Raw genomic sequence first — 22,984 nt, forward strand, 5'->3', positions numbered from 1 at the left:
CTCCCTAAAGAACCCGCCCTCAGCCTCCATGACACAATGGCTGTCCGAAAACCCTGCAGTGCCAGCGCCTTTTATTCTGGGTGACGAATGCGACCTGCGAGAGCCTGGTGACGAGGGTGGACAGATTAATGTTCGCAGACAGACGTTGATCACAGAAGAAATCCAGGCACACCTGGAAGGTGGCATGCAGGTAAGCAAATTATCCCTGCAATGGGACGAAGCACAGACTTTTGTGCTCAGCGATGACCTGACTGTTCGAAAACTAAAATTTAGTGAAGTGATCCAGGATCAACTGGACGAAGTGGAAGCGGAAACCGCAGCCGAACAATTTGATGCCGATTTCGCAGTCATGAGCCTCTCCCTGAGAAAGCTGATCAATGATCTGGTCGAGACTCTGGGCGGACTCACGGAAGCAACTGCTGAACCTTAATCGCCATCGGGCTTCCATTCACAGGAAGCCCGACTCACTAATCCATCAATGCATCAATGCATCAAGCCAAACAGCTTGCCTCGATAACGCTTGGCCAGTGAGCTTCCAGCACCCAGCTGATCAAAAACCTTCAGCATTAAAAGTCTGGCGCCGTCATCGCGGAAGGCACGGTCTCTCCTCACGATCAACAGAAGGTTTTCCAGAGCCTGCTCATTTTCATCGGCAACCACCTGACTGATAGCAAGTTGATAACGTGCCTCATGATCGTTTTCATTATCGTGAAGACAAGCTTCCAACTCTACCCTTTGCGGTGCTTCTACCATCATTTCATAAAAAGCCAGCTTTGCCCTGGGCTGGGCAATACCGGCAGTATCGTCAGGCAATGCAGCCATCAGTGTTTTGGCATCGTCAATGCGACCTACTGCCAGCAGCAGGTTAACCTGAAGCACCTGAAGCCCGTGATTTTCAGGCTCTTCCTGAAGAATCTGTTGTAACAGCGTCAGCGCCTGCTCATGCTGCCCCTCCTCAATCAACTGCTCAACCTGTAACCTGATCCGCTCCACAGGGCTCATGGTTAACGGGTCCAGCACTTCTTTCAGGGCAGCTTCAGTCTGCAAGCCGGACAACACCTGCACAGGCTGTCCCTGATGAAAGAAGACCAGAGTCGGTACACTACGCACCCCCAGCTGAGCCATTAACTGCTGGCCCAGAGGTTGCTCAGCATCCAGCTTGGCCAACAGAAACTTACCCTGATAGTTCTCTACCAGGCTGTCCAGAATCGGTAGCTGACTCTTGCAGGGCTCACACCACTCAGCCCAGATATCCAGTAGCACCGGTCGCTGGGCCGACTGCTCAATTAATACTTCTCGGACATTTTCTTCAGTCAGATCTACAATATTTGGCAATTCATTCATGCTCAGATTCTCTAGCCGACTCGTCAGGAGCCCAGCATTCTTTAATAAAAAGTTGTAATAAAGGGCTTTGGTGGCAGATTACATGACTTCCAGATGAAGCATTACTGAAATCTTACCCACAAAATCTGTGGATAAGTTTGTGGAAGAACCCGTGAAATCATTCAGAAAGACCTATTCTTACTGCCCCTCATACAAATCGATCATTTTTTGATCAATTATTTTTCTTTATTTTTCAATAGGTTACAACTCATCCTTATAAAATCAATTACTTAGACCAGATGCATTTTTTTGACGTCAAGGGCTTGACATTTGTGCATAAAAAACAGATGACGTAAACCTTACGCGGACTATAAATTGAAAAAAGTAAGCCGATTCCCGTCATACTGCAGATTTTTATTAATAACCAATCGCTATTAAAAGACCACCCCCTCGTCAAACCGACCCAGAGAACCGAAGAACTCCGGACCAAAGTCATTAATCAATCAAACCATATTCATCCTTGAGAATGGTGACGACTTCAGCTTTGGGGTTGTCCGAGAGCTGAAGAGGCTCGCCTGTTATGCGCTCAGCAATGTCCAGGTAGGTTTTGGAAACGGCCATCATGATGGATGGGGGCAGCTCATTCTCTTCGGCCAGAGCCCGTCTCTCGTCCATCCTGTCCTTGTTGAGCAGGATGTCCGGATCAGGAAAATAACTCAGCAACTGCTGACGGAAACCTTCCTTGGAGTTTTCCACCACCTTACCGGTCCTGTAGAAAGCTCCGTCCCAAATTCTGGAAGAATCCGGTGTCCCCACTTCATCCATGTAAATGAGCTTGTCCTGACCGTCAACACCGGTGACATAACCAAACTCAAACTTGGTATCCACAAACACCTGGCCCAACTGACCCAGAGCTTGTGAAATGACACCGAAGCCTTCTCTCAGGAGCCTTTCATAACGATCAATATCTTCAGGCTTCTGAAAGCCGAAAGCGTCGTAATTCGTCAAAAGGTCAGCCCGGGTGATGTTAACATCATCCACCTCTGGCACACCGGGGATTCCTTTCAAAATACCTTTAGTGGAAGGTGTCACCAGTAATTCCGGTAATTTCTGGTCCTTCTCAAGACCATCCGGAAGCTGGATACCACAGAAATCACGCTCACCCTTGCTGTAAGCTCGCCACATCGACCCTGTAATGTATTGACGACAGATCGCTTCAATCATCACTGGCCGGGCTTTTTGAACAATCCAGACAAAGGGATGGGGAATATCCAGTATATGGCTGTCAGCCAGACCGGACTCCCTGAAAAGTTTGAACCAATGATTGGAGATCGCATTCAGGGCAGCCCCTTTACCGGGAACCCCCCTCATGTTGCCTTCGCCCCTCCAGATACAGTCAAAGGCACTCATTCGGTCAGAAATCACCATGATGGCCAAAGGGGTATCGTCAGCTACATCATAGCCCTTTTCCCTGATCAGGCGACGGCTGTCCGCCTCTGTCAACCAGTAAACAGAGCGGACCTTGCCTGAGTGCACGGGAAGCTCTGTTCGAATAGGAAGGTCGTTATTTACGGCCAGTACTTTACCAGCAAGGCTCATTGCCAATATCCTGCCTTCTACTAATGAACAATCAACAGGAGCGAAACTTAAAGCCGCCCCATGGAACTGTTTGCGTTGCCTGGCAAACAAAAACAAAAAAAAACCAGTCATGGAGACTGGCCTTAACACTGGGATTCTACACTACTTGAGGTTTTCCTTCACAAGATTCAGCAACTTACGACTGATGTCGGCAGGCGCTGAAGTATTGGCATCCTTTTCTACCGATACCCGGACGACCCCATTCAACTCTGAGACCCTCATTAACAAAACCTCTTTTGGTGTCTCTTTCTTTTCACCACCGCCAAACCAGCCACTGAACCAGCCACCGGACTCTTTCTCTTTCCTGACCACTCCTTTAGGGTCTACCTGCAGATAGAAGATACCTGCCGAACGGTTCTTGTCAGTCACATCCACCCCTGTCTGTTGCAGGGCCGCATCAACTGCAGACCAGCTACGGGCATAAGAGAGTTGATCCATTCTCAGTAGCGGGTTACCGGCACCGTCCTGTTCAATAACAGCCAGGTCACCCAGGTTCAGATCCTGAGCCAAGTAGGAGACGGATTTATCACTGTCATCCCGCACCATAAACAACAGCAGTTCGTTCAGGATACTGTCACGCATCTTCTGACTGCGCTCCGAAAGGTTGTTCCACTTGGGTTCGGTGGTCGACTGACTTTCCTCCAAAATGGCACGAGACTTGATCCTCAGGCGCACCTCAGTAGAATTCGGTTTCACACCCTGACGCACTTCAAACTGAAATCGGTCTTCAACAGGGCCAGTCACCTCAGCCCCCATCAGTTTACTGAATGCACTGGCGACATAACCTTTTTCGGGATCTTTACCCAGGTCAGTCCACTCAGTTTCAAGAACCCCCTGTTTTACATTTCGGGATCTGACCGGAATATTATTCTCTTCCAGGAAGGCCAGCAGCTTTGGCCAGACTTCATCAGGGGAATGACCCACCAGCAACCATTCTTCATCACCTGCCCTTTCGATGGTATAGACTCTTCCCTCCTCCTGAGTCAGGCGCTGGTCAGGCCTTGGCACATCAAACTCGGACTCCAGATGAGAGTGGTCCGCAGAAATGGGCGGAATAGACAAGGATTCCACCATAGGCTCAGTGTTCATCTGCTCCGGAATTTCCAACGGCCTGGTCACCCTCGCCTGGGTATAATCACCGGATTTATCCCGGAAATAGCCCTCCTTGCCGAATGGATTGGCACAACCTGTCAGCGCCAGAGCACAGGCCATAACCGGCAAGGTTTTCATCGCTCGCGACATACGATCTCCATTCTGAAAAGCTCCATAACAATCCCCCGGATGACATCTTTCATTTTCCCGGGCTGAGTCATAACCGTAGACTGAGGTCAGGCTGAACCCACCTGAACCTCTAATAATCAAATCAGCTCAGCCTGCTTCAGGGCTTCTCGCAAATCCGAGTGATAACTTTCTGATAAGGGTGTCAGAGGCAGGCGAATACCCTCTCCAATCAGACCCATCTTCGACAGCGCCCATTTCACAGGAATTGGGTTCGCCTCAACAAACAGCTTCTGATGCAGTTCATCCAGTTTAGCGTTAATTGCTTCTGCTGTAGCCCGATCTCCATCCAGAGCCGCTACACACATCTCGTGCATTTTACGGGGAGCCAGGTTGTTGGTGACAGAAATGACGCCGTTAGCACCCTGCAACATCATTTCCATACCGGTAGCGTCATCGCCGGAGTATATAGCAAAGTCATCACCACACAGTTGACGAATCTCGATACCACGTTCCAGAATGCCTGTCGCTTCTTTTATGCCGACAATATTCTCATGACCGGACAGACGAGCCACAGTCTCAGGTAACATATCCACAGCAGTTCTACCGGGTACATTATAAAGAATTTGGGGAATGGCCACAGCATCAGCAATAGTTTTGAAATGCAGGTACAAACCTTCCTGGGTTGGCTTGTTGTAATAAGGAGTCACCAGCAGGCAAGCATCAGCTCCCAGAATCTTCGCTTCTGCTGTCAGCAGAACGGCTTCCTGGGTAGAATTCCCACCGGTACCGGCAATCACCGGAATCCGGCCATCAACCTGCCTGACAATCCGTTTAATCACTTCACAGTGTTCCTGCACGGTCAAAGTAGCAGATTCTCCGGTAGTACCGACGGCCACGATGCCATCAGTACCTTCCTCCACATGGAATTCAACCAGTTTCTGAAGACGCTCCCAATCCGGCTCTCCATCGTCCTGCATCGGGGTGACGAGCGCTACAAGGCTACCGGTAATCATCTATCCACTCCAAGAGATCAGTCATAAGCTGTTCGTAATGTTACTGACGCACACAGCCATTAACAAGGGCGGCGTTGACATTCCGCTCAACTCAGTCCAGCTTTATAGACCATTTCAGTAATTAGCATTATGCTACAGGCTTGCCAGATCTCGAGACAATCTGTTGATCAAGCTCATTTTGTGACCGAATATGAAAGCCTGACATTTGTTAAAGCCAGCTGAAGCAGAGACAACTGTTTACTATTTAAGACTTACTATCCAAGACAAGAGAATCGAAGGAAGAACAATGAGCTTTACCCTAGGCCAACCCGTTACGGAATTCACTGCTGAGGCGACCAATAATACCACCGTCACCCTGTCCGAACTGAAAGGCAGGAAGGTCGTCATTTATTTCTACCCTAAAGACAATACCCCAGGCTGCATCAGTGAAGGCCAGACTTTCCGCGATCTGTACTCAGAATTCCAGGAAGCTGGCACACTGATTTTCGGCGTCTCCCGTGACAGTCTGAAATCCCACGAAAACTTCAAGGCTAAACATGAATTTCCGTTCGAACTGATCTCCGATCCCGATGAAGAACTCTGCAAGCTGTTTGATGTCATCAAGTTAAAGAATATGTACGGCAAAGAATATATGGGGATCGAGCGCAGCACTTTTCTTATTGACCGTGAAGGCATTCTGCAACACGAATGGCGTAAGGTCCGGATCAAAAATCATGTAGAAGACGTTCTGCAGGCTGCCCAGGCACTGGGTTAATCTTGACATCCTCCCACTGCTATAGAGGACGTCGTAAAACCTCTGAAGCAGTGGAATTCCTTCAGCGAGACGGCTATGCCCAGCCGCAAGAATGTTCTTTGCTGAGTTTAAAAATTGCAGGCGTTCAGCTCCGCAATCTGCACAAGTCCATTTTCCTATTCGCAAACCTGCTCTGGCTTTCGGACTGCTGGACGGTGTGCTCGAACAAGCTTGGGTGAGTGCCGGTGGCAGCCATGCGGTCAGCGCTACAAGGTGAAAATAACTGAACTACAGAGTACTCATTCATTACTTGCTGTCATTGTCCGACGCCATTCTGCGGGTACTGCATAAAAATGGTTAGTTGTACTTAACAAAATGTTATGAACTTATCACTCCCGAGCAGTCTCTAACCTGCGCACATAATTTATTAACGACTCTGTTGATCGAAGATAAATTCCAAATTTTTAAGGAGTCAGACATGCACAGAATAGATAATATTCCCATCGTTGAAGGTCCGGCCTCAACACCAACGCAAGCTCAATTGCCAACACCAACGACTGACAGCGCGGGCAGGAGCATCACTGTTATTGGCGAGGAAAAAATGGAAAGACCATCACTACTGTCTTTATCCCCATCTTCCATGATTTTTCGCTTTTTGCAACTTAGAGATATTTACAATATAGGGCTGACATGCAAGCGCCTCCAAGCCGCTGTCAGAGAGGACAACGCTCTGGCAAAAGCGTGGTATCGCCAGTTTTCTTCAGCACACCAATATCAACTCAGGATGTCCATCACTGCAAAAGACAGGAATCAAATTCGTGATTGGTTAAACCCCTTTACGGAGGATAAGGCGTTAGTCGAGTCAATGGCAAATATTCGACTGGAGAGCGTTCACTCGCCTGCTCTGTTATATTTCGTCAGAGCCCGGTTAATGTCTCAATGTGAAACATTTAATCTGAATACAGAAGCCACTATTCACGAAAATAATTTTATCAACTCAGCCGCCCTGAGCGTCGATGGACGCCATCTGGTGACCACCAATGAAAACCATAAGGCAATTATTTACGGCCAGGAAGCTATTGGAGGATCATGGGTAATAAAAACCAGCATTCGCAATCACTCCAGAGTCAAACCACCCACATTCAGCCCTGATGGTCAGCATTTGCTATCGATCAGTTGTGATCTCACTGTGAAAATATATAGCCTGGGGTCCGATAAATCATGGGCATTAACAGTCTCCCTGCCCCATGACGGCATTGTCCAATCAGCCACCTTCAGCAGCGATGGCTGCCATGTGATAACCGTCTGCCGGGATGACACTGCGAAAATCCACAGCCGGATGGACGATGGATCCTGGGCAGTAACGGCCACCCTTTCCCATGAATATATCGACTCAGACCAACTCAGGACCGACAACTGCGACGAGATATCTGCCACCTTCAGCACCGATGGCAACCATTTGGTAATCACCTGGGGGAAACACACAGCGACGATCTATAACCAGAAACCCGATGGATCATGGGAATTAGAGGGTATCATTCCCCATAGAGCGACTATCAACTCAGTCAGCTTCAGCCCCAATGGTCACTATGTAGTGACTGCCAGCGAAGACCGAACGGCGAAAATTTTTGGCAGGGATAGCAATGGATTGTGGGTCGAAATAGCCAACCTTGACCACGAGGATTCTGTCAACTCTGCTACCTTCAGCCCCGATAGCCGCCACATGGTGACTGCCTGTGATGATGGCAAGGTAAAAATCTTTTACCTGAACGCTCATGAATCATGGAAAGAAAATGCCATCTTTAAACATTATTACAGCGTGTTCTCAGCCACCTTCGGCCCTGATGGCCACCATATAGTGACGGCTAGCGAGGACTGTACAGCAAAAGTCATTGGTCAGGCAACCGATGGGACATGGTCAGAAAAAGCCAGCATTAACCATGATGACTGGGTTAATACAGCCACCTTTAGCGCCGATAATCGCTATGTGGTAACCGCCAGTTGGGATGGATCAGTGCAAATCACTGAACTACAGAGCAATCACTTCCATCCTGAAACAGACTCCAACCCGAATATTTCATAAATTAGAAGGAGCTGTTTGTTGCGCAGGGCAGTCTATTCCCGGACAGCCTCCTGCCCCACCTTTTCCACATCATGTACACTGGGCCAGGCATTCATCACAGCTTTCAGCAAGGTTGCCAATGGAATTGCAAAGAATATCCCCCAGAAGCCCCAAACGCCTCCAAACACCAGAACCGCGACAATAATAGCAACCGGGTGCAGATTAACCGCTTCAGAAAACAACAGGGGAACCAGAACATTGCCATCCAGAGCCTGAATGATGCCGTACACAATCATCAGTATCATGAACTCCTGCCCCACACCCCACTGAAACAGACCGATCAGGGCAATAGGAATAGTGACCACCGTGGCACCAATATAGGGAACCACAACTGAAAAGCCCACCAGCACAGATAGCAGAACAGCGTAGTTTAGCCCCAACCAGGCAAAGGCCACAAAGCTAACTCCACCAACAATCAAAATCTCAATGACCTTACCACGTATATAGTTGGCAATCTGGCCATTCATTTCTTCCGCCACCTGGAGAATTAGACGACGTCGCATGGGTAAGCGATCACCAATCCAGCCCAGCAGCTCAGTTTTATCCTTAAGAAAAAAGAACACCAGAATGGGCACCAGAATCAGATAAACCAGGATACCCAACGCACCAGGCAACCTGGAGATAGAGAATGACAAAGCCCAGGGGCCGAACTTGGCCAGATGCATGTTGATGGCATTGCTAACAGCCGCTGTCTGAGATTCCGAAATAAAGGCCGGATAGAGTTCTGGCAACTCTTTCAGAATCAACTGCCACTGCTTCACCATATTCGGCAATTCATTCAGCAGGCCGGTAACCTGCTGCCAGATCAGTGGAATTAACAGAAATATTGAAATAAGCAGAACCGCCATGAAGAGAGCAAAAATCAGACTGACGGCCAAAAGATGGGGGATTCCCCATTTTTCGAATAAGTTCACCACGCCCTGCATCAAAAACGCCAATACCAGTGCCGCCAGGACCGGAGCCAACATATTCCCCATAAAGATGATGACCATAAACCCGGTCACCAGCATCAACAGCAGCACCAGGGCTTCATGATCCGACAGGTAACGGTTCAGCCAATCCCTGATGATATCCAGCATATTTTCTTCCTTTTGACTTACTCAGGAGCCTGACAAGGTTGTCTATTGCCAGTCAGACTTCGGATATTGAAGATCCAATCTTATTTATGCTCAAGGGTAAAGATAAATACCCCGGAAGCCTCATCACTGGACAGCAGTCTATGCCCACTGATGCGGGCAAAACTGGCAAAATCCCGAACCGAACCCGGGTCTGTGGCCTGAACCCGCAACACCTCGCCCTGATCCATTTTACTGAGTGCCTGCTTGGCTCTGAGCAGGGGAAGCGGACAACTCATCCCCTTCAGATCCAGTTCAACATTCACTTCTATCATGATGAAACTTATTCTCCTTAAGGAAAGCTGGAAGTCAGCTGTACAAGAAACCAGTCACCCCACCCGTCTCACAATAAAAGGTTATGGTTCAAATATCAGTGACGTGTAAAATGATGTGGAGACTGTTTTTTTCGATCACCCAGAGATACCAGTCGTGACACACGCACTATCGGCCAGACCCGAAAGGTAAGGAGGCCGTAAAATGCAATGTTTTTTTTCATAGCTGTTTGAGCCAGCACCTCTATGACGATACAGTGTACCGCAGATTACATGAGTATGGATATTCTATGAAGCAACCGGGTTTCCTCGTGGCAGCCCTGCTAAGCACCTGGCTCGGAACTTCTTCCGCAGTTGTATGCGCGGCCCCAATTGAACTGCCCAGCCTGGGGGACAGCACCTCCGGAGTAGTCTCACCACAACAGGAATATGAGTTGGGGCAGACTTACCTGAAATATTTACGAAGCCGGACTCCTACCGTGAGTGACCCCGAGGTCAAGGAGTACCTCGAAAGACTCATCTACCGCCTGGCTGAATTCAGTGAGATTAAGGATCACCGATTAAATACCATAGTCATAGACAGTGCTGTACTAAACGCCTTTGCAGCACCAGGCGGAATCATTGGAGTCAACTCCGGTCTGTTCTTCAACGCTGACACAGAAGCTCAGTTTGCCGCCGTACTCGCTCACGAACTGGCCCACCTGAGCCAACGTCATTATGCCCGTAACGTAGAAGATGCCAAGAACAAGAGCCTGCCGACCGCTGCCGCCATTCTTGCATCGGTTGTCTTGATGGCAACAGTAGGCAGCGAGGTGGGTGCCGCAGCACTATCAACAACAGTGGCCGGTGTCCAGAGCAGTCGCCTGCGCTTCAGCAGGCAGTTTGAACGCGAGGCGGATAATATTGGTATTCAGACGCTTGCCAAGGCGGGCTTTGACCCTCAGGCCATGCCTGAAATATTCGAGAACATGAACAAGTCCAGACGTTACCAGAGCCGACCCCCTGAGTTTTTGCTGACACACCCCGTCACCGACAACCGAATTTCAGACTCAAGAGCCAGGGCTGCACAATTGCCTTCCGAGGGCTCTAAAGGCAGCCTTGATTATCAGCTAACCCGTATGAGACTGCTGGTTCTCAGCACCGAAGACCCGGCCCGCTATACACGACAATTATATAAGGAACTGGAGACCGGCCATACCAGCTCGGAAGACATAACCCGCTACGGTCTGGCTCTGGCCAGCGTGGAAGAACGGGATTACAAGACAGCAGAGAAAGAGCTGACCATTCTGTTGAAGAAACACCCCCGCAACCTGCATTTGATTATGGCTCAGGCCCGGCTGGAATCAGCTACCGGAAAATCCGATGAGGCGATTAAACGACTGGATGCAGCGCTTTCCATTCATCTGGATAACTATCCGCTAATGGCGACCAAGGCAGAGATTCTGATTCAAGCCAAAAAATTCAACGAAGCCAGAGATCTTCTTCTGAGGCTGAGTCGCAGCCGACCCAACGACCCGGATATCTGGTATGAACTGGCGGAAGCACAGGGGCTGTCGGATGACATTCTGGGCTTACATCAGGCCCGGGCAGAGTTCTTCTTCTTGACAGGCAACCTGGACGACGCTATCAAGCACCTTCAGTTTGCCCGCAAAATGGTGGGTGATAATTACGCCCTGAGGGCCAAGATCGATAAAAAGTTAAACGACATTTTCGAATATCGTAAGAAGCTTGAAAAAAGCTGACCAGACGAGGCCGCCGCTATGGGCGGCCTCGACTCATTCTTCCAGCTTGATATTGAGAGGATCAGGCTGACAGCGATGCCGTGAAGTCGAGCATACGATTCAGTGGAATCAGCGACTTCTCTCTGAGCTCACCATCCACTTTTACCAGATTCAACTGGCCTGGTTTTTCAAGACACTGAACCAGTGCTTCCAGAGAGTTCATGGCCATCCAGGGGCAATGAGCACAACTCTTGCAGGTAGCGCCGCTACCAGCAGTCGGAGCTTCTACAAAGGATTTGTCCGGGGACGCCTGCTGCATTTTGTAGAAAATACCTCGATCTGTCGCAACAATAAATGTGGCATTTTGCATTTCCTGAGATGCTTTCAGCAGTTGACTGGTAGAACCTACGACATCGGCCATCTGAACAACCGAGTCGGGTGATTCCGGATGCACAAGTACCGCTGCGTCCGGGTAAACCTGTTTGAGGTCTTCAATACCCTTGGCCTTGAACTCTTCATGAACGATACAGCTACTATTCCAGAGCAGCATGTCTGCCCCGGTGTTTTTTCGGATGTAACTGCCCAGATATTTATCCGGACCCCAGATGATTTTTTTGTCCTGATCCATCAGATGCTCAACGATGTCTACAGCACAACTGGAAGTCACCACCCAGTCTGCCCGGGCTTTTACCGCCGCGGATGTATTAGCATAGACAACCACTTCACGATCGGGATGCTGATCACAAAAAGCCGAAAACTCATCGACCGGACAACCAATATCCAGTGAACACTCCGCTTCCAGTGTTGGCATCAAAACACGCTTGTGAGGACTGAGAATTTTTGAGGTCTCACCCATAAACCGAACGCCGGCAACGACGAGGGTATCCGCAGAATGATCACGGCCAAAGCGAGCCATTTCAAGGGAGTCCGCTACAAAACCACCGGTTTCTTCAGCCAGAGCCTGAACGACAGGATCAGTGTAATAATGGGCAACAAGAACAGCATTTTCCTGTTCCAGAAGCTCTCGCACCTGCTGCTTCAGTGCTCGCTCTTTTGCTTCATCCAGGCCCTGAAAGGGTGCGCCACTGATATGCTCCTGAACAAATGCTCTATCACTAAGTACACTCATAAAAATCGGTCTGAAAGTCTCTACAAGACATAATTAGGCAAATCGCAAGGATTTTAACATAAATGAAAGATTCAGGCAGCCGGGAAAAAAGGGAAGGGTAACACCCTTAAAACTGACCAGCTACCCATCCGGTAAATTGCCGAATTTAGACTAGGATTACATCAATCTTTCTGAACCCGCTCTGACAAAGAACAAAGGTAGTCTCATGTCATTCAAAGGACTATGCCCTCTTTTCTTCTTTTGCGCTTATGCTTTATTTCCCTCAGAAGGTGTCAGTGCGAGTCAGAACGGCATTAGACTACTTGGCAGTAAAAAGCTGGATTACAGTGAAGATCAGCCCATTCTCGGAATTTCTTCCATCCGTTACGACAAAGCTCATCATCAATTCATTTTGCTTTCAGATGATACCGGGGCCGTTCCCAACTATTACAATAAAAACGGCCAACCCCGATACTACCTTGTACCGGAAGAAACTCTTATTAACAAGAACGGTCTGGTAAAAAACAAAGGCACTTTCCCGGAAGAGTCTGTCACCCGGATCAGGGAAGTTATCATTGAGCCTAATGACTCTGTTTTTTGGACAACCCATGGCCATATTGATACAGAAGGTTTTGACTTTCTTGGCGACAATGCCTTTCTGGTCGCTTCGGAACAAAGCGCAACCTTTCTGTTCAATTCGGTTTTCCCCTGGATTCGATTTCCCGGATGGAATATTCACAGCTCTCTTCTGAAAGTAGGTAGAGACGGGACTCTTCTGGGCGCGTACTATTACCCCGGCGAGTTCTCAAGTGTGAACTGGCGCTTTCACTGGAAGACTCCACACTGGGTGCCTGGCATCTATGACAGTGAGTTCAGCTTGCAAATCCAGTCCCCCTCCGACAAAGGGGTCAAGAGAAACCGGGGCTTCGAAACAGTGATCCACCTTCCGGGAACTTCTGATTACCTGGCTATCACTGAACAAGGCGTTATGCAGGATGAAAAAGACTGGGATTATCATAAAGGCCCTGTACCCAGCCGTGTATTACGTTTCTCGATGGTCGAAACGGCCAACCATCTTCTGGCAACTGTTGAACCGGACATTCAGTACCATTATCAGCCCACTTCTGTTCCTGTAGACCTTTATGACCCTCAGACAGACGTTATTGTCCAGAGCATCAGCGATGCTCAGGCCATCAATGATCATCAGCTCCTCGTCATCGAAAAAAATCACGTTAAAAAAGCCAATAGAAAAACCGTAAACTACTCCTACTCGGAAGTTTATCTGGTTGACCTGAATAACCCTGTACCTCCTTCCCGGGCTGTCGACGGCAGTGGTTCAGAAGAGGACAGCGATAAACTAACAGAGGCCACTAAAACGTCTCTACCGATGCTAGATAAACAGCGTCTACTAAGCACCAGGGATTTTGAAAAAACCTTCCCGGACTTTAAAAGAATCAATATTGAAGGGATAACACTAGGCCCTGACGGGTCTGACGGCACTAAACTACTGGTTCTGGTCAGCGATAATGGTGCCAACTCTCCCAAACCAAGAAACACTGACATTATCTTCTTTAAAGTGCCTGAAAAACTATTCAAGATGCAATAGTTCGCCACACTGTCGCACTTCGTTGAGTCTGACAGTGTGAACTTGTAAAGGCTTTCAAACATTCAATAATCGGGTTAAACCGTTTAAGACCCTGCATATGGGGTTGGGTCGGCAACACCGGCTTCGGCAAACCCCTTTTTACGATAGCGGCAACTGTCACAGACTCCACAGGCACGGCCTTGCTCATCAGCTTGATAACAAGAAACGGTAATCCCGTAATCGACCCCGAGGCGGCTGCCTTCTTTTATAATCTCCGCCTTGGTCAGTTCCAGCAAAGGAGCACGAATATGAAAATGATCCCCTTCAACCCCCGCTTTGGTGGCCAGGTTAGCCATTTTCTCGAACGCTTCAAGGTACTCAGGACGACAATCCGGATATCCTGAATAATCCACATCATTGGCGCCAATGAAAACATCCCGGGCACCCAGGATTTCAGCCCAGCCCAGAGCGAGAGAGAGAAATACGGTATTGCGTGCTGGAACATAAGTCACAGGAATACCTTCACCCAGATCCTCAGGGACATCAATATCATCATCCGTCAGAGCAGACCCACCCAGATCTCGCAAGTCCAGCTTCAGGGTTTTATGATCTCTGGCACCCAGTGCTTCAGAAACACGAACCGAGGCGTCCAACTCTGCTCTGTGTCGCTGACCGTAATCAAAGCTGACGGTATAGCACTCATATCCCTGATCTCTGGCAATGGCCAGCACTGTGGAAGAATCCAGACCACCGGATAGCAAAATGACTGCTTTTTTTGTCATGCTCTTTATTCCTAATGTACTTCGCCAATGGCTGTTGCTATGAAAATGCGGACTGTTTTACTCAAACCCCGGTTTTGTCACCCCAGATTACACGGTGTAATTGCAACTGAAATCGAACCGGAAGCTTGTCTGAAATGATCCAGTCAGCCAGTTGATCCGGCCCCAACTGATCATTGACTGGAGAAAACAGCACATCCGACACCCGACTGAGCAGGTTGTACTGCAAAATTTTACTGACCGACCAGTCATAATCTTCCCGATTGGCGATAACAAACTTAACCTGGTCATTAGCGGTAAGATGCTCAATATTCTGGTACAGATTTCTGTGACTCTCGCCTGATGCGGGTGGTTTGAGGTCCAGCACCTTGACCACTCGCTCATCCACCAGAGAAACATCCAGAGCACCGCTAGTTTCCAGTGATACTTCAAAGCCTGTCTCTACAAGTCGTTCAAGCAACGGCAGGCAATTTGGCTGCCCAAGAGGCTCACCACCTGTGACACAGACATATTTAGCGCCATAGCCCTCCACCTTCCCGACAATCTCATCCAAAGACATACGAGTGCCACCGTGAAATGAATACTCCGTATCACACCAGCTACAACGAAGTGGGCAGCCCGTCAGACGGACGAACACAGTAGGTAAACCCGAGGTACGGGACTCTCCCTGCAGGGAGTGGAAAATTTCAGTAATTCTGAGGGTATCAGCAGTCATTGAACTCTCACCAGACATTCAGGCGGGCAATACTAGGAGTCCATCCGACTTAAGTCAATTTTGGTTTAACCGCCCGAACAGAGTGCAAGATTCCCTGTACAGAAAAAAGTGGAAAGGATGTTAGCGCCGAAACAGGTTCAACGCCCATCCAGAGGTGGGCACAATCACTCAGGTATCGGACATATTTCTGAGATAGGTATCTGACAAACGAGCAGCCGCACTTCCGGGGTATTGACTGATCACTGATTCAAGGTACTTTCTGGCAGCATCTTTTTCGCCTTGTAAATCAAGAATACGACCCAGTTTGTAGGTAGCGTCAGATACTTTTGGGCTATCCGGATAATTGTCAATGAGGGACTGGAAGTCGTCCCGGGCTTCCTTATATCTGCCCTGAGCCATCTGAACTTCTCCTAACCAGTATTGAGCATTATCCGAAAACTGGCCTTTGGGAGAGTCTTTCAACAGCTTTTTCAAGGCGACTACAGCTTCATCAAAACGCTTGTCCTTGATCAGGGAGAATGCAGCCTGATAAGCAGCCTCTTCGCGGGTATCAGACTCAGTCACTGAAGACCCGCTACCCACCAAAGCCGGCAACGTCAACGGAGAGCCTGAAGAATTTCCTGTGGCAGCAGGCACCTTAATGGACGAGTCACCCTGACGGGAAATGCGCTGATCGAGATCCAGGTAACGATCCCTGCTCTCTTTCTGCAACTGCTTGATCCGGTAAGCCTGCTCTTCTAACTGTCCTCTGAGGGTCATAACCTCCTGACGAAGCTCATCCAACAGATTCAACAAGTGAGCTGAGCCACCCGCCGCTGGTTCCATGGAAGTCGATTCATGAATGTGAGAGTTCTCTACAGAGCTACTACTTCCAGAAGGCCGGGAATCAACCACTGGTACCTGTGCCTGAACTTGAGAGGCCACCAGGCTGGTTAGAACAAAAGCAGAGCAAACAGATCGTTTCAGACGCATTCAGTCTCATTCCCTGTCGGGCAGCCATGAGTTTGAAATGCCGCCCACCCAAGGGCTTCGCACCAATGAATGGGCCATGGCTGCATTATGAAATCAATATTTTTCTTTAGCTATGTATGGGCATCAGTTGATCACAATGTGAGCACGACGGTTCTTAGCCCAGGCTGCAGAATTGTGAGCTGGATCCAGAGGCTTCTCAAAGCCGAAGCTGATCACTTCAATACGGCTTGGGGAAACACTTTTGGAAACCAGGTAGTGCTTCACGGCATTGGCACGACGTTCGCCCAGAGCCAGGTTATAAGTGCGGGTTCCGCGCTCATCCGTATGACCCTGAATGATGACTTTCTTGCCACGGCCTTCAGAGGAGTTCAGGTAAATAGCCTGCACGTCCAGAGCCTTATAATCGCTTTCTTTCAGCTTGGAGCTGTCAAAACCGAAGTGGTAGGTTTTATGCGCCAGCAACCGTTCGATCTCTTCAGGGGAGGCCTGAATTTCACCGCTATCGATAACAGCTTGAACAGCAGGGTCGAGAGCAGGGAAGGTTTCAATCACAACTTCTTCAGTCGCGTACTCAGGAGTAGCTTCAACATCAGAAGTACTCTGACCACCTGTAGATGCACAACCAGCCAGCCAGAGTGCAATGGCAGATAGTGCGGTGGCTTTGACAAAATTGGCAAAACGCATGACAAGCTCCAATTGTTCGTTCAATGTTGGTAAATCAAAATCAATGTATTGATTGATGCAGTACAGTATCAGAACTGCAGACTTCGGACTAGCCCGAATACCAAGGGATTCAGCCGAACTTAAGACTTATTCAGCCTGAAATCCAGAAAGAGCGTCCTGCTCTCCAGATGAATTTGATCGAATAAACTGACTATTCGCACAAGACCACGTGAAGAGCTGGCTCACTCTACTGAATTATATGCTCGAATGCCAAGCCCGACTGACTCCGGCGAACCAATCCAACCCGATTTTAGCGCTGTGTAGCTATTGACGGCCCCCACACCGGCTCCCTGACATCACCCTTGGCCGATGGCAGGCGATATTTTACCCGACCATCGGCTGTGACAATGCCAAGCTCTCCGTTTTTGCCTCCCGATACCGCATAGATCAGACGACGGCCCCCTGGGGAAACACTGGGCGAATCTTCCAACCGGGCAGACGTCAGCTGACGCAATCGCCCAGTATCAAGATCCAGAATGGCGATGTTAAATTCGGTAGCTCCCTGACCTTTATGGACCAGTGCCAGCGATTTACCATCAGGGAATACTTTAGCACGAGCATTGAATTTACCTGTAAATGTCAGTCGTTTAGGTTTACCCTCAGCGACCACTGTACCGTTCGACAATCTGTTAACACCCACCTGATAAATCTGCGCACTACCTCCCCGGTTAGATGTAAAGATCAGACTCTTTCCGTCAGGCATCCAGTCCGGCTCAGTATCAATCGAGAAATGCGACGTAATCTGACTGAGTTCATTTGTGGCCAGATCCATCACATACACGTCCGGGTTTTCACCCTTGGACAGAACCAATGCTAACTGCCTGCCATCGGGAGAAAATACCGGAGAGCTGTTCAACCCCTTAAAATCCGTTATCTTCTGACGTTCACCGGTAGCCAGCTCCTGAACAAAGATCGCCGGACGGCCGGACTCAAAAGAAACATAGGCAACACGACTGCCGTCGGGTGACCAGCTCGGTGACAGTATAGGCTCTCTTGAACGAAGTATCTCGCGCTGACGCTGACCATCAGCATCGGCATAGTTTAGACGGTAATCCGTGTGCTCAGCACTTTTACGATCAGCCGTCACATACATGATACGGGTAGAGAAATCGCCGGGAATACCGGTAATCTTTTCATATACCGCATCACTGATATGGTGAGCTAACCCGCGCAGCTGACTCTCATCGCCTCGCACCTTGCCTTTCAGGATGCTTTTCTGGCGAACAATATCAAACAGCTGATAGTTTACTTCAAACCTGTTGCCTTCCTGCTTCACCTGTCCGGTGACCAGATAAGAAGCACCCAGTATATCCCAGTCACGGTAAACGACATCTTTCGCACTGGATGGGAAGCTGAGCATGTCTTTTCTGGGCAGGGGTGCAAAAAGACCACTGAGACGAAGATTTTCCTCTACGACAGAAGCCATGTCTTCCGGTAGAATTTTTTTACCATTCCAGCTGAAGGGCGACACGGCCACCCTGACAGCCTTGTCATTCCCCTGGGTCACTTCGATCGTAAGAATAGCCTGCACACTCTGCATTGACATCAGCAGAACAACGAACAGCCATGAACTCAAAAAAGCTCTACTTCGGAACCATGAAAATATCGCAGTAGAGGTTAATAAATAAACAAGACGATCAATGCCTTCCCTGAAGACAGCCTGTTCACTTTCCAATCTGCCCGACAATCTGGCAGAAAAACATTGCAGTAGTTGCTTCATCTCACCAGATCCTCTGGCCTGAACCTAAAGTTAAAGCGTTTGAAATTATTATCGAACACACGCCGCTCCATCTTTTTCAATTCAGGAAAAGGCGCAGCCCTCTGTATTGCCTGTACGACAGAACGATCATAGGCATCATTACCACTGCCTTCAAGCAGCCTTACTTCCAGCAAATCACCATAAGGAGACAGACTGAGCTGAACCAGCGCTACCATATTATTACGGGCACTGGGTGGACGGTTCCAGTTCCGGGCAATCAGGCTTTGCAGCAGTTCAGAATAGTAAGCCACTTCTCCAGCCTCTTGTTCTGCCTGTTCGGCGGCTGCGGCCTGTGCCTGCTCACGGGCAATTCGTTCCTGCTCGAGCTGCCTGAGCAACTCCTCCTGTTGCTTTTTCTTCTTTTTTTCCTCAGCCAGACGCTGCTGCCGCTCTCGTTCTTTACGAGCTGCTTTTTCCTTTCTTGCTTTCTCTTTGGCTGCCTGCTCTTTTTTCAGCGCCAGCTCTTTCTGTCTTTTGACTTCGGCCTGCCTGCGGGCTTCTTCCCTGCGCTTTTGTTCAGCAAGCCGGGCTTTTTCAGCCGAGTTGTCAACGACGGGGGTTGGTGCTGGCGGTCTGGGCTTTGGCTGAGCAATTTCAACGACGCTGGCTTTGATACTTTTTGGCGGTACGATCCTCAACTCATCATCAGAGGACCAACCCCAGAACAGAAGACTCAGTATCAGAACGTGCAGCAGTACGGAAACCAATCCTGCAAATCCATAACCCTGAAACAGCTTATGACTGAATAAAGCACCGATCAATGGAATCTTCTTCATTACAGTCCTGCGTTCCACAATACCATGATCATGGTTTGTTCTGTCTGACAGTCAAGCCAGGGGGTAACACTTACTGTCATCAGCGCTTCGCCCCTTCATTAAGCGACGCCGGATCTGTAATCAATCCCACATCGTTAACACCCACTGCCTGTAACCTGGCCATCAGCTCAACGACCGAGCCGTAGTCAACCCTGCGATCCCCTTTAATCAACACCCGGGTCTCGGGACTGGCAGAGAGAACCTTACCTACCTTTTCACTGATTTCATCCATGCCTTTGGCACTTTCATGGTTACCGCCCAGATCGATAAAATACTCAGCATTGGATTGGACAGAAATAATCAGGGTTTTGGCATCATCAGACAGTGGCATTGGTTTGCTGGTTGCTTTGGGCAGTTCTACCTTTACCCCCTGAGTCAACATCGGAGCGCTGACCATAAAGGCCACCAGCATGACCATCATGATGTCGATAAAAGGCACCATGTTAATTTCTGACATTGGCTTGCGCCGGGTTCTGGATCGAGCCATGATTTTTTACTCGCTCCCTCAATCTGCACGGTGACGACTGTAAACCTTGCGATGAAGAATACTGGAAAACTCATCCGCAAAGGTTTCGTAATTCGCCAGCAGGGCTTCCACTCTGGACGCATAACGGTTATAGGCAACTACCGCAGGAATCGCAGCGACCAGACCCACCGCCGTGGTCATCAGGGCTTCAGCAATACCAGGCGCAACCGATGCCAGAGTGGCTTGCTGCACATTGGCCAGTCCACGGAAAGAGTTCATAATACCGACTACAGTACCGAACAGGCCAACATAAGGACAGGTCGAACCAACACTGGCCAGAAAGGGCAGATGCGTTTCCAGCTTCTCCTGCTCCCGGGAGATCGCCACTCTCATGGCTCTCTGGGTCGCTTCCATGACAGCATCGGCTTCTCCTGTACCCTGGGAGCGCATGCGGGTGAACTCACTGAAGCCTGAACGGAAGACCTGTTCGAGCCCACCCAGGTCTTCTTCTTTGTCCAGCTCTTTATATAACTGGGTCAGGTCCATTCCGGACCAGAAGCGATCCTCAAAGGCCAGCATGTTCTGATGAGCGGAGCGGATGAGTATGCCGCGCTGGACAATCATGACCCAGGAAACAACAGATACCATCACCAGCATTATCAGCACCAGCAAAACGATCCAGCTGGCATTGCCTACCAGTGACCATATGGACATACTATCTGCCACTGAAAACCTCGCTTTTCATTCGATTAATACTTGTTAGAGAAATGATGTTCAACATTCATTCCGGAATCTGACCAGACGGTGTGACTGCATTTTCACGATAAACAGGCAGTTAAGGATAATACCATCAATCTCACGGCGATTTGCCGTCAGGACTTAATTTATTCCGTAAGGATTCTGTAATCGCCGTAGGTTTTCTGCTCCGGCTGTCCAGGCAAGCCACGACGAACCGGCCTTCACACAGCAAGACATCTTCAAGAAAACACTGTTGCTGGAAAACCATTCTGGCCCTGCCCATACTTTCAACCCGGACTGTCACAATGACAGAGTCGTCCAGCTGGGCAATGTGCCTGAACTGAACGGAAGCATCGACCACCACCAACTGCTTCTTTTCCTTCAACAACTTCTGATGATCATAGCCGGTACTGCGCAGATATTCGGTTCTGGCTCGCTCCATGAACTTCAGATAATTAACGTGGTAGACGATACCACCGGCATCAGTGTCTTCATAATAGACTCGAACGGGAATGGAAAAGGTATCGGTCACAGGGATGGCCACATAACATAAAATCAGATCAGAGACTGCCAGAGACCCTGATGCTGTGGCAAGTCAATAACACCATAAACGACCACAACCATGGTGATAATGAGGCGGAGGATAAGCGCCTCTGGTCTTATAGGCATCGTTTTTTTCCTTATCCAGTCTCTGCTGGTTCAGGCGCTTTTCCTGCTCTATCCTGCGTTGCAACAGGTCAGCATCCGGGACCGGCTTGTTAAGACGTTTCAGGGCTTGAGTAGCTTCCGGAATCCCCCATCGCGCCGCCATAGAGTAACGATCAACCGCCTGGGCCAGGGACGGCGTGGTACCGACGCCCTGCTCATAACAGACTCCGGCATGATACAGATCAATCGGTAGCTGGCTGGTACCATGAAGCACTTGCGAGCAACTGGCCTCTGTGACAGAGAAAGGTACAGAATAAATCCCCTGTCCTACTGGGGTTGCATCCGTAGTGATATTCTGACACCCACTCAGGGTGGTGAGCGCCAGAACACAGAAACTGAATATTCGCAGAATTCTTATAAGCATTAGCATTTCCCTTCACTTTATCGTCTCAAAAAAACTCATATTGTCCTCACTATTATCACGCATCCAATGAGTGATAGATCGAATTCAAATTCAAACTGTCCAAAAACTCTCTGGCAATGGTTGTCAGCTCATCGGATTTGAGAAACAGAGCATTACCCGCTTTGTATGCCTGCCGTAAATACGCTTCCTTCAAAGCCCCCGGAAACTGTGAAGGGCTACGAATTTCAGACATCATGGCATACAGCTCTGCTGGTGAGGATGGATCATGAGCGCCATAGTTTTTATCACTTCCGTTCCCCCTGATGGAAGCATCGGCCCAACAATACGTCAAACGACCATTCTTTGAGTGAGTCACTTCATACAGGTAATGACTGAAGGCCTGTCGAATCGCTTGCTTGCATTTGGTTCTTAAATGATCCTTAGAGAATGCATCTTTCTGCGGTGTCTCAAGGGATTCCAGAGTGGGTTTGTACCTGTTGCGGATTTCAAGCTCTTTTTTCTCATATTCTTCTCTTGCATCCTGATATCGCCCGGCTGAAGAAAAGTCTTGATTGTGTCGTTGGTGCTGACTGCGATAATGGTATCCATTTTGACCAAGGGTGGAGCTATGCGCTGCTTTCAGTTCGCTGTTTATTTGAGCTAATATCTCACTGTATCTTCTTGCTTTTTCCATTGACCGCTTTAAGTTCGGGATAGTCTCAACTTTTCGTTGAAAGAGGACATTGGCCATTTCATCAAACACTGTGTCTTTCCAGGCAGGTTGCCCCATTATAATCACCGGGCGGTGGTTCGCCTTTCCCGAAATTAACTGCGCAAACGCAGGTTGGTGTACCAGCATTCGTTCTATATCGGGGACGCCTTCAGGATGATCTGTCCAGACGGGCTGTAAAGATGTGCTGGCTATTATATTTTCAAGGAATGACGAAAAACCACCATGACAATCAGTCACGAACAAGGTATCACCTTCTCTCTTTTGGAATTTTTTATAAGTTTCTCGCCATACCTGACTACTCCTTTCACTGAAAAATAATTCCTGATACCACTTCTTCAGGCAACCGGCGACTGTGACCTTCAACTCATCGACATTTTCCAGA

Annotated in this window: 24 protein-coding genes; 6 read left to right on the forward strand and 18 right to left on the reverse strand. The window is 49.0% G+C overall.

Annotation, left to right across the window (positions count from 1 at the left end):
• Positions 1-430, forward strand: a 430-nt coding sequence (locus KDK17_RS02200; RefSeq protein WP_257287240.1) for a recombination-associated protein RdgC, incomplete at its 5' end; no start/stop codon positions are given.
• A gap of 53 nt (positions 431-483) precedes the next feature.
• Here the strand turns inward: KDK17_RS02200 and KDK17_RS02205 are convergent.
• The 4 genes from KDK17_RS02205 to dapA all read right to left on the reverse strand — a co-directional run bounded on the left by KDK17_RS02205 (position 484) and on the right by dapA (position 5,195).
• A complete protein-coding gene (locus tag KDK17_RS02205) occupies positions 484-1,344 on the reverse strand; it encodes a tetratricopeptide repeat protein (protein ID WP_257274509.1) in 861 nt (286 codons plus the stop codon).
• Between the two features lie 474 nt (positions 1,345-1,818).
• Positions 1,819-3,033: a phosphoribosylaminoimidazolesuccinocarboxamide synthase gene (locus KDK17_RS02210; RefSeq protein ID WP_306670697.1), complete on the reverse strand. Its 1,215-nt coding sequence runs from the start codon at positions 3,031-3,033 to the stop codon at positions 1,819-1,821.
• Between the two features lie 30 nt (positions 3,034-3,063).
• On the reverse strand, positions 3,064-4,323 hold the full coding sequence (gene bamC, locus KDK17_RS02215) for an outer membrane protein assembly factor BamC (RefSeq protein WP_257287241.1): 1,260 nt from the start codon (positions 4,321-4,323) through the stop codon (positions 3,064-3,066).
• Positions 4,320-5,195: a 4-hydroxy-tetrahydrodipicolinate synthase gene (gene dapA, locus KDK17_RS02220; RefSeq protein ID WP_257287242.1), complete on the reverse strand. Its 876-nt coding sequence runs from the start codon at positions 5,193-5,195 to the stop codon at positions 4,320-4,322. Before dapA ends, bamC begins: the two co-directional genes overlap by 4 nt.
• A gap of 286 nt (positions 5,196-5,481) precedes the next feature.
• Here dapA and KDK17_RS02225 point away from each other — a divergent pair, with 286 nt between their 5' ends.
• The 3 genes from KDK17_RS02225 (at position 5,482) to KDK17_RS02235 (ending at position 8,011) form a co-directional block, all read left to right on the forward strand.
• Positions 5,482-5,949: a peroxiredoxin gene (locus KDK17_RS02225; RefSeq protein WP_257281332.1), complete on the forward strand. Its 468-nt coding sequence runs from the start codon at positions 5,482-5,484 to the stop codon at positions 5,947-5,949.
• A gap of 91 nt (positions 5,950-6,040) precedes the next feature.
• A complete protein-coding gene (locus KDK17_RS02230) occupies positions 6,041-6,205 on the forward strand; it encodes a hypothetical protein (protein WP_257287243.1) in 165 nt (54 codons plus the stop codon).
• 201 nt (positions 6,206-6,406) lie between these two features.
• Complete coding sequence (locus KDK17_RS02235; protein WP_257276474.1) at positions 6,407-8,011, forward strand: F-box/WD40 repeat-containing protein; 1,605 nt, start codon at positions 6,407-6,409, stop codon at positions 8,009-8,011.
• A gap of 32 nt (positions 8,012-8,043) precedes the next feature.
• On the opposite strand, the gene KDK17_RS02240 is transcribed toward KDK17_RS02235, so the two are convergent.
• Complete coding sequence (locus KDK17_RS02240) at positions 8,044-9,129, reverse strand: AI-2E family transporter (protein ID WP_257276473.1); 1,086 nt, start codon at positions 9,127-9,129, stop codon at positions 8,044-8,046.
• Between the two features lie 80 nt (positions 9,130-9,209).
• Positions 9,210-9,440, reverse strand: a complete 231-nt coding sequence (locus KDK17_RS02245; RefSeq protein ID WP_257276472.1) for a sulfurtransferase TusA family protein — start codon at positions 9,438-9,440, stop codon at positions 9,210-9,212.
• A 476-nt stretch (positions 9,441-9,916) separates the two neighbouring features.
• Here KDK17_RS02245 and KDK17_RS02250 point away from each other — a divergent pair, with 476 nt between their 5' ends.
• Complete coding sequence (locus KDK17_RS02250; RefSeq protein WP_257276471.1) at positions 9,917-11,179, forward strand: M48 family metalloprotease; 1,263 nt, start codon at positions 9,917-9,919, stop codon at positions 11,177-11,179.
• Between the two features lie 61 nt (positions 11,180-11,240).
• On the opposite strand, the gene nadA is transcribed toward KDK17_RS02250, so the two are convergent.
• Positions 11,241-12,287: a quinolinate synthase NadA gene (gene nadA, locus KDK17_RS02255; RefSeq protein WP_257276470.1), complete on the reverse strand. Its 1,047-nt coding sequence runs from the start codon at positions 12,285-12,287 to the stop codon at positions 11,241-11,243.
• A 205-nt stretch (positions 12,288-12,492) separates the two neighbouring features.
• On the opposite strand from nadA, the gene KDK17_RS02260 reads away from it, so the two are divergent.
• Positions 12,493-13,872: an esterase-like activity of phytase family protein gene (locus KDK17_RS02260; protein ID WP_257281328.1), complete on the forward strand. Its 1,380-nt coding sequence runs from the start codon at positions 12,493-12,495 to the stop codon at positions 13,870-13,872.
• An 83-nt stretch (positions 13,873-13,955) separates the two neighbouring features.
• On the opposite strand, the gene queC is transcribed toward KDK17_RS02260, so the two are convergent.
• The 11 genes from queC to KDK17_RS02315 all read right to left on the reverse strand — a co-directional run.
• The gene (gene queC / locus KDK17_RS02265; protein ID WP_257276468.1) at positions 13,956-14,633 is read right to left on the reverse strand and encodes a 7-cyano-7-deazaguanine synthase QueC; all 678 of its coding nucleotides are present in this window, start codon (positions 14,631-14,633) and stop codon (positions 13,956-13,958) included.
• A 61-nt stretch (positions 14,634-14,694) separates the two neighbouring features.
• Positions 14,695-15,345, reverse strand: coding sequence for a 7-carboxy-7-deazaguanine synthase QueE (gene queE / locus KDK17_RS02270; RefSeq protein WP_257287244.1), 651 nt, complete (start codon positions 15,343-15,345; stop codon positions 14,695-14,697).
• 168 nt (positions 15,346-15,513) lie between these two features.
• Positions 15,514-16,317, reverse strand: coding sequence for a tol-pal system protein YbgF (ybgF, locus tag KDK17_RS02275; protein WP_257287245.1), 804 nt, complete (start codon positions 16,315-16,317; stop codon positions 15,514-15,516).
• Between the two features lie 123 nt (positions 16,318-16,440).
• Positions 16,441-17,001: an OmpA family protein gene (locus tag KDK17_RS02280; protein ID WP_257276465.1), complete on the reverse strand. Its 561-nt coding sequence runs from the start codon at positions 16,999-17,001 to the stop codon at positions 16,441-16,443.
• Positions 17,002-17,290: 289 nt separating this feature from the next.
• Positions 17,291-18,760, reverse strand: coding sequence for a Tol-Pal system beta propeller repeat protein TolB (gene tolB, locus KDK17_RS02285; protein ID WP_257276464.1), 1,470 nt, complete (start codon positions 18,758-18,760; stop codon positions 17,291-17,293).
• Entirely contained in the window at positions 18,757-19,575 is an 819-nt protein-coding gene (locus tag KDK17_RS02290) for a cell envelope integrity protein TolA (protein WP_257254667.1), read from the reverse strand. The genes tolB and KDK17_RS02290 overlap by 4 nt, the downstream gene beginning before the upstream one ends.
• A 79-nt stretch (positions 19,576-19,654) precedes the next feature.
• A complete protein-coding gene (tolR, locus tag KDK17_RS02295) occupies positions 19,655-20,101 on the reverse strand; it encodes a protein TolR (RefSeq protein WP_257276463.1) in 447 nt (148 codons plus the stop codon).
• A gap of 18 nt (positions 20,102-20,119) precedes the next feature.
• Positions 20,120-20,794, reverse strand: a complete 675-nt coding sequence (gene tolQ, locus KDK17_RS02300; protein WP_257276462.1) for a protein TolQ — start codon at positions 20,792-20,794, stop codon at positions 20,120-20,122.
• Between the two features lie 142 nt (positions 20,795-20,936).
• Positions 20,937-21,350 carry a tol-pal system-associated acyl-CoA thioesterase gene (gene ybgC, locus KDK17_RS02305; RefSeq protein ID WP_257276461.1) on the reverse strand — a complete coding sequence of 138 codons (414 nt, stop codon included), beginning with the start codon at positions 21,348-21,350 and terminating at the stop codon, positions 20,937-20,939.
• A gap of 63 nt (positions 21,351-21,413) precedes the next feature.
• Positions 21,414-21,890, reverse strand: a complete 477-nt coding sequence (locus tag KDK17_RS02310; protein WP_257254615.1) for a hypothetical protein — start codon at positions 21,888-21,890, stop codon at positions 21,414-21,416.
• Between the two features lie 55 nt (positions 21,891-21,945).
• On the reverse strand, positions 21,946-22,984 hold a 1,039-nt coding region (locus KDK17_RS02315; RefSeq protein ID WP_257287246.1), incomplete at its 5' end, for a hypothetical protein.

It is taken from the genome of Endozoicomonas sp. SESOKO2, from assembly GCF_024606245.1.
Lineage (GTDB): Bacteria > Pseudomonadota > Gammaproteobacteria > Pseudomonadales > Endozoicomonadaceae > Endozoicomonas_A.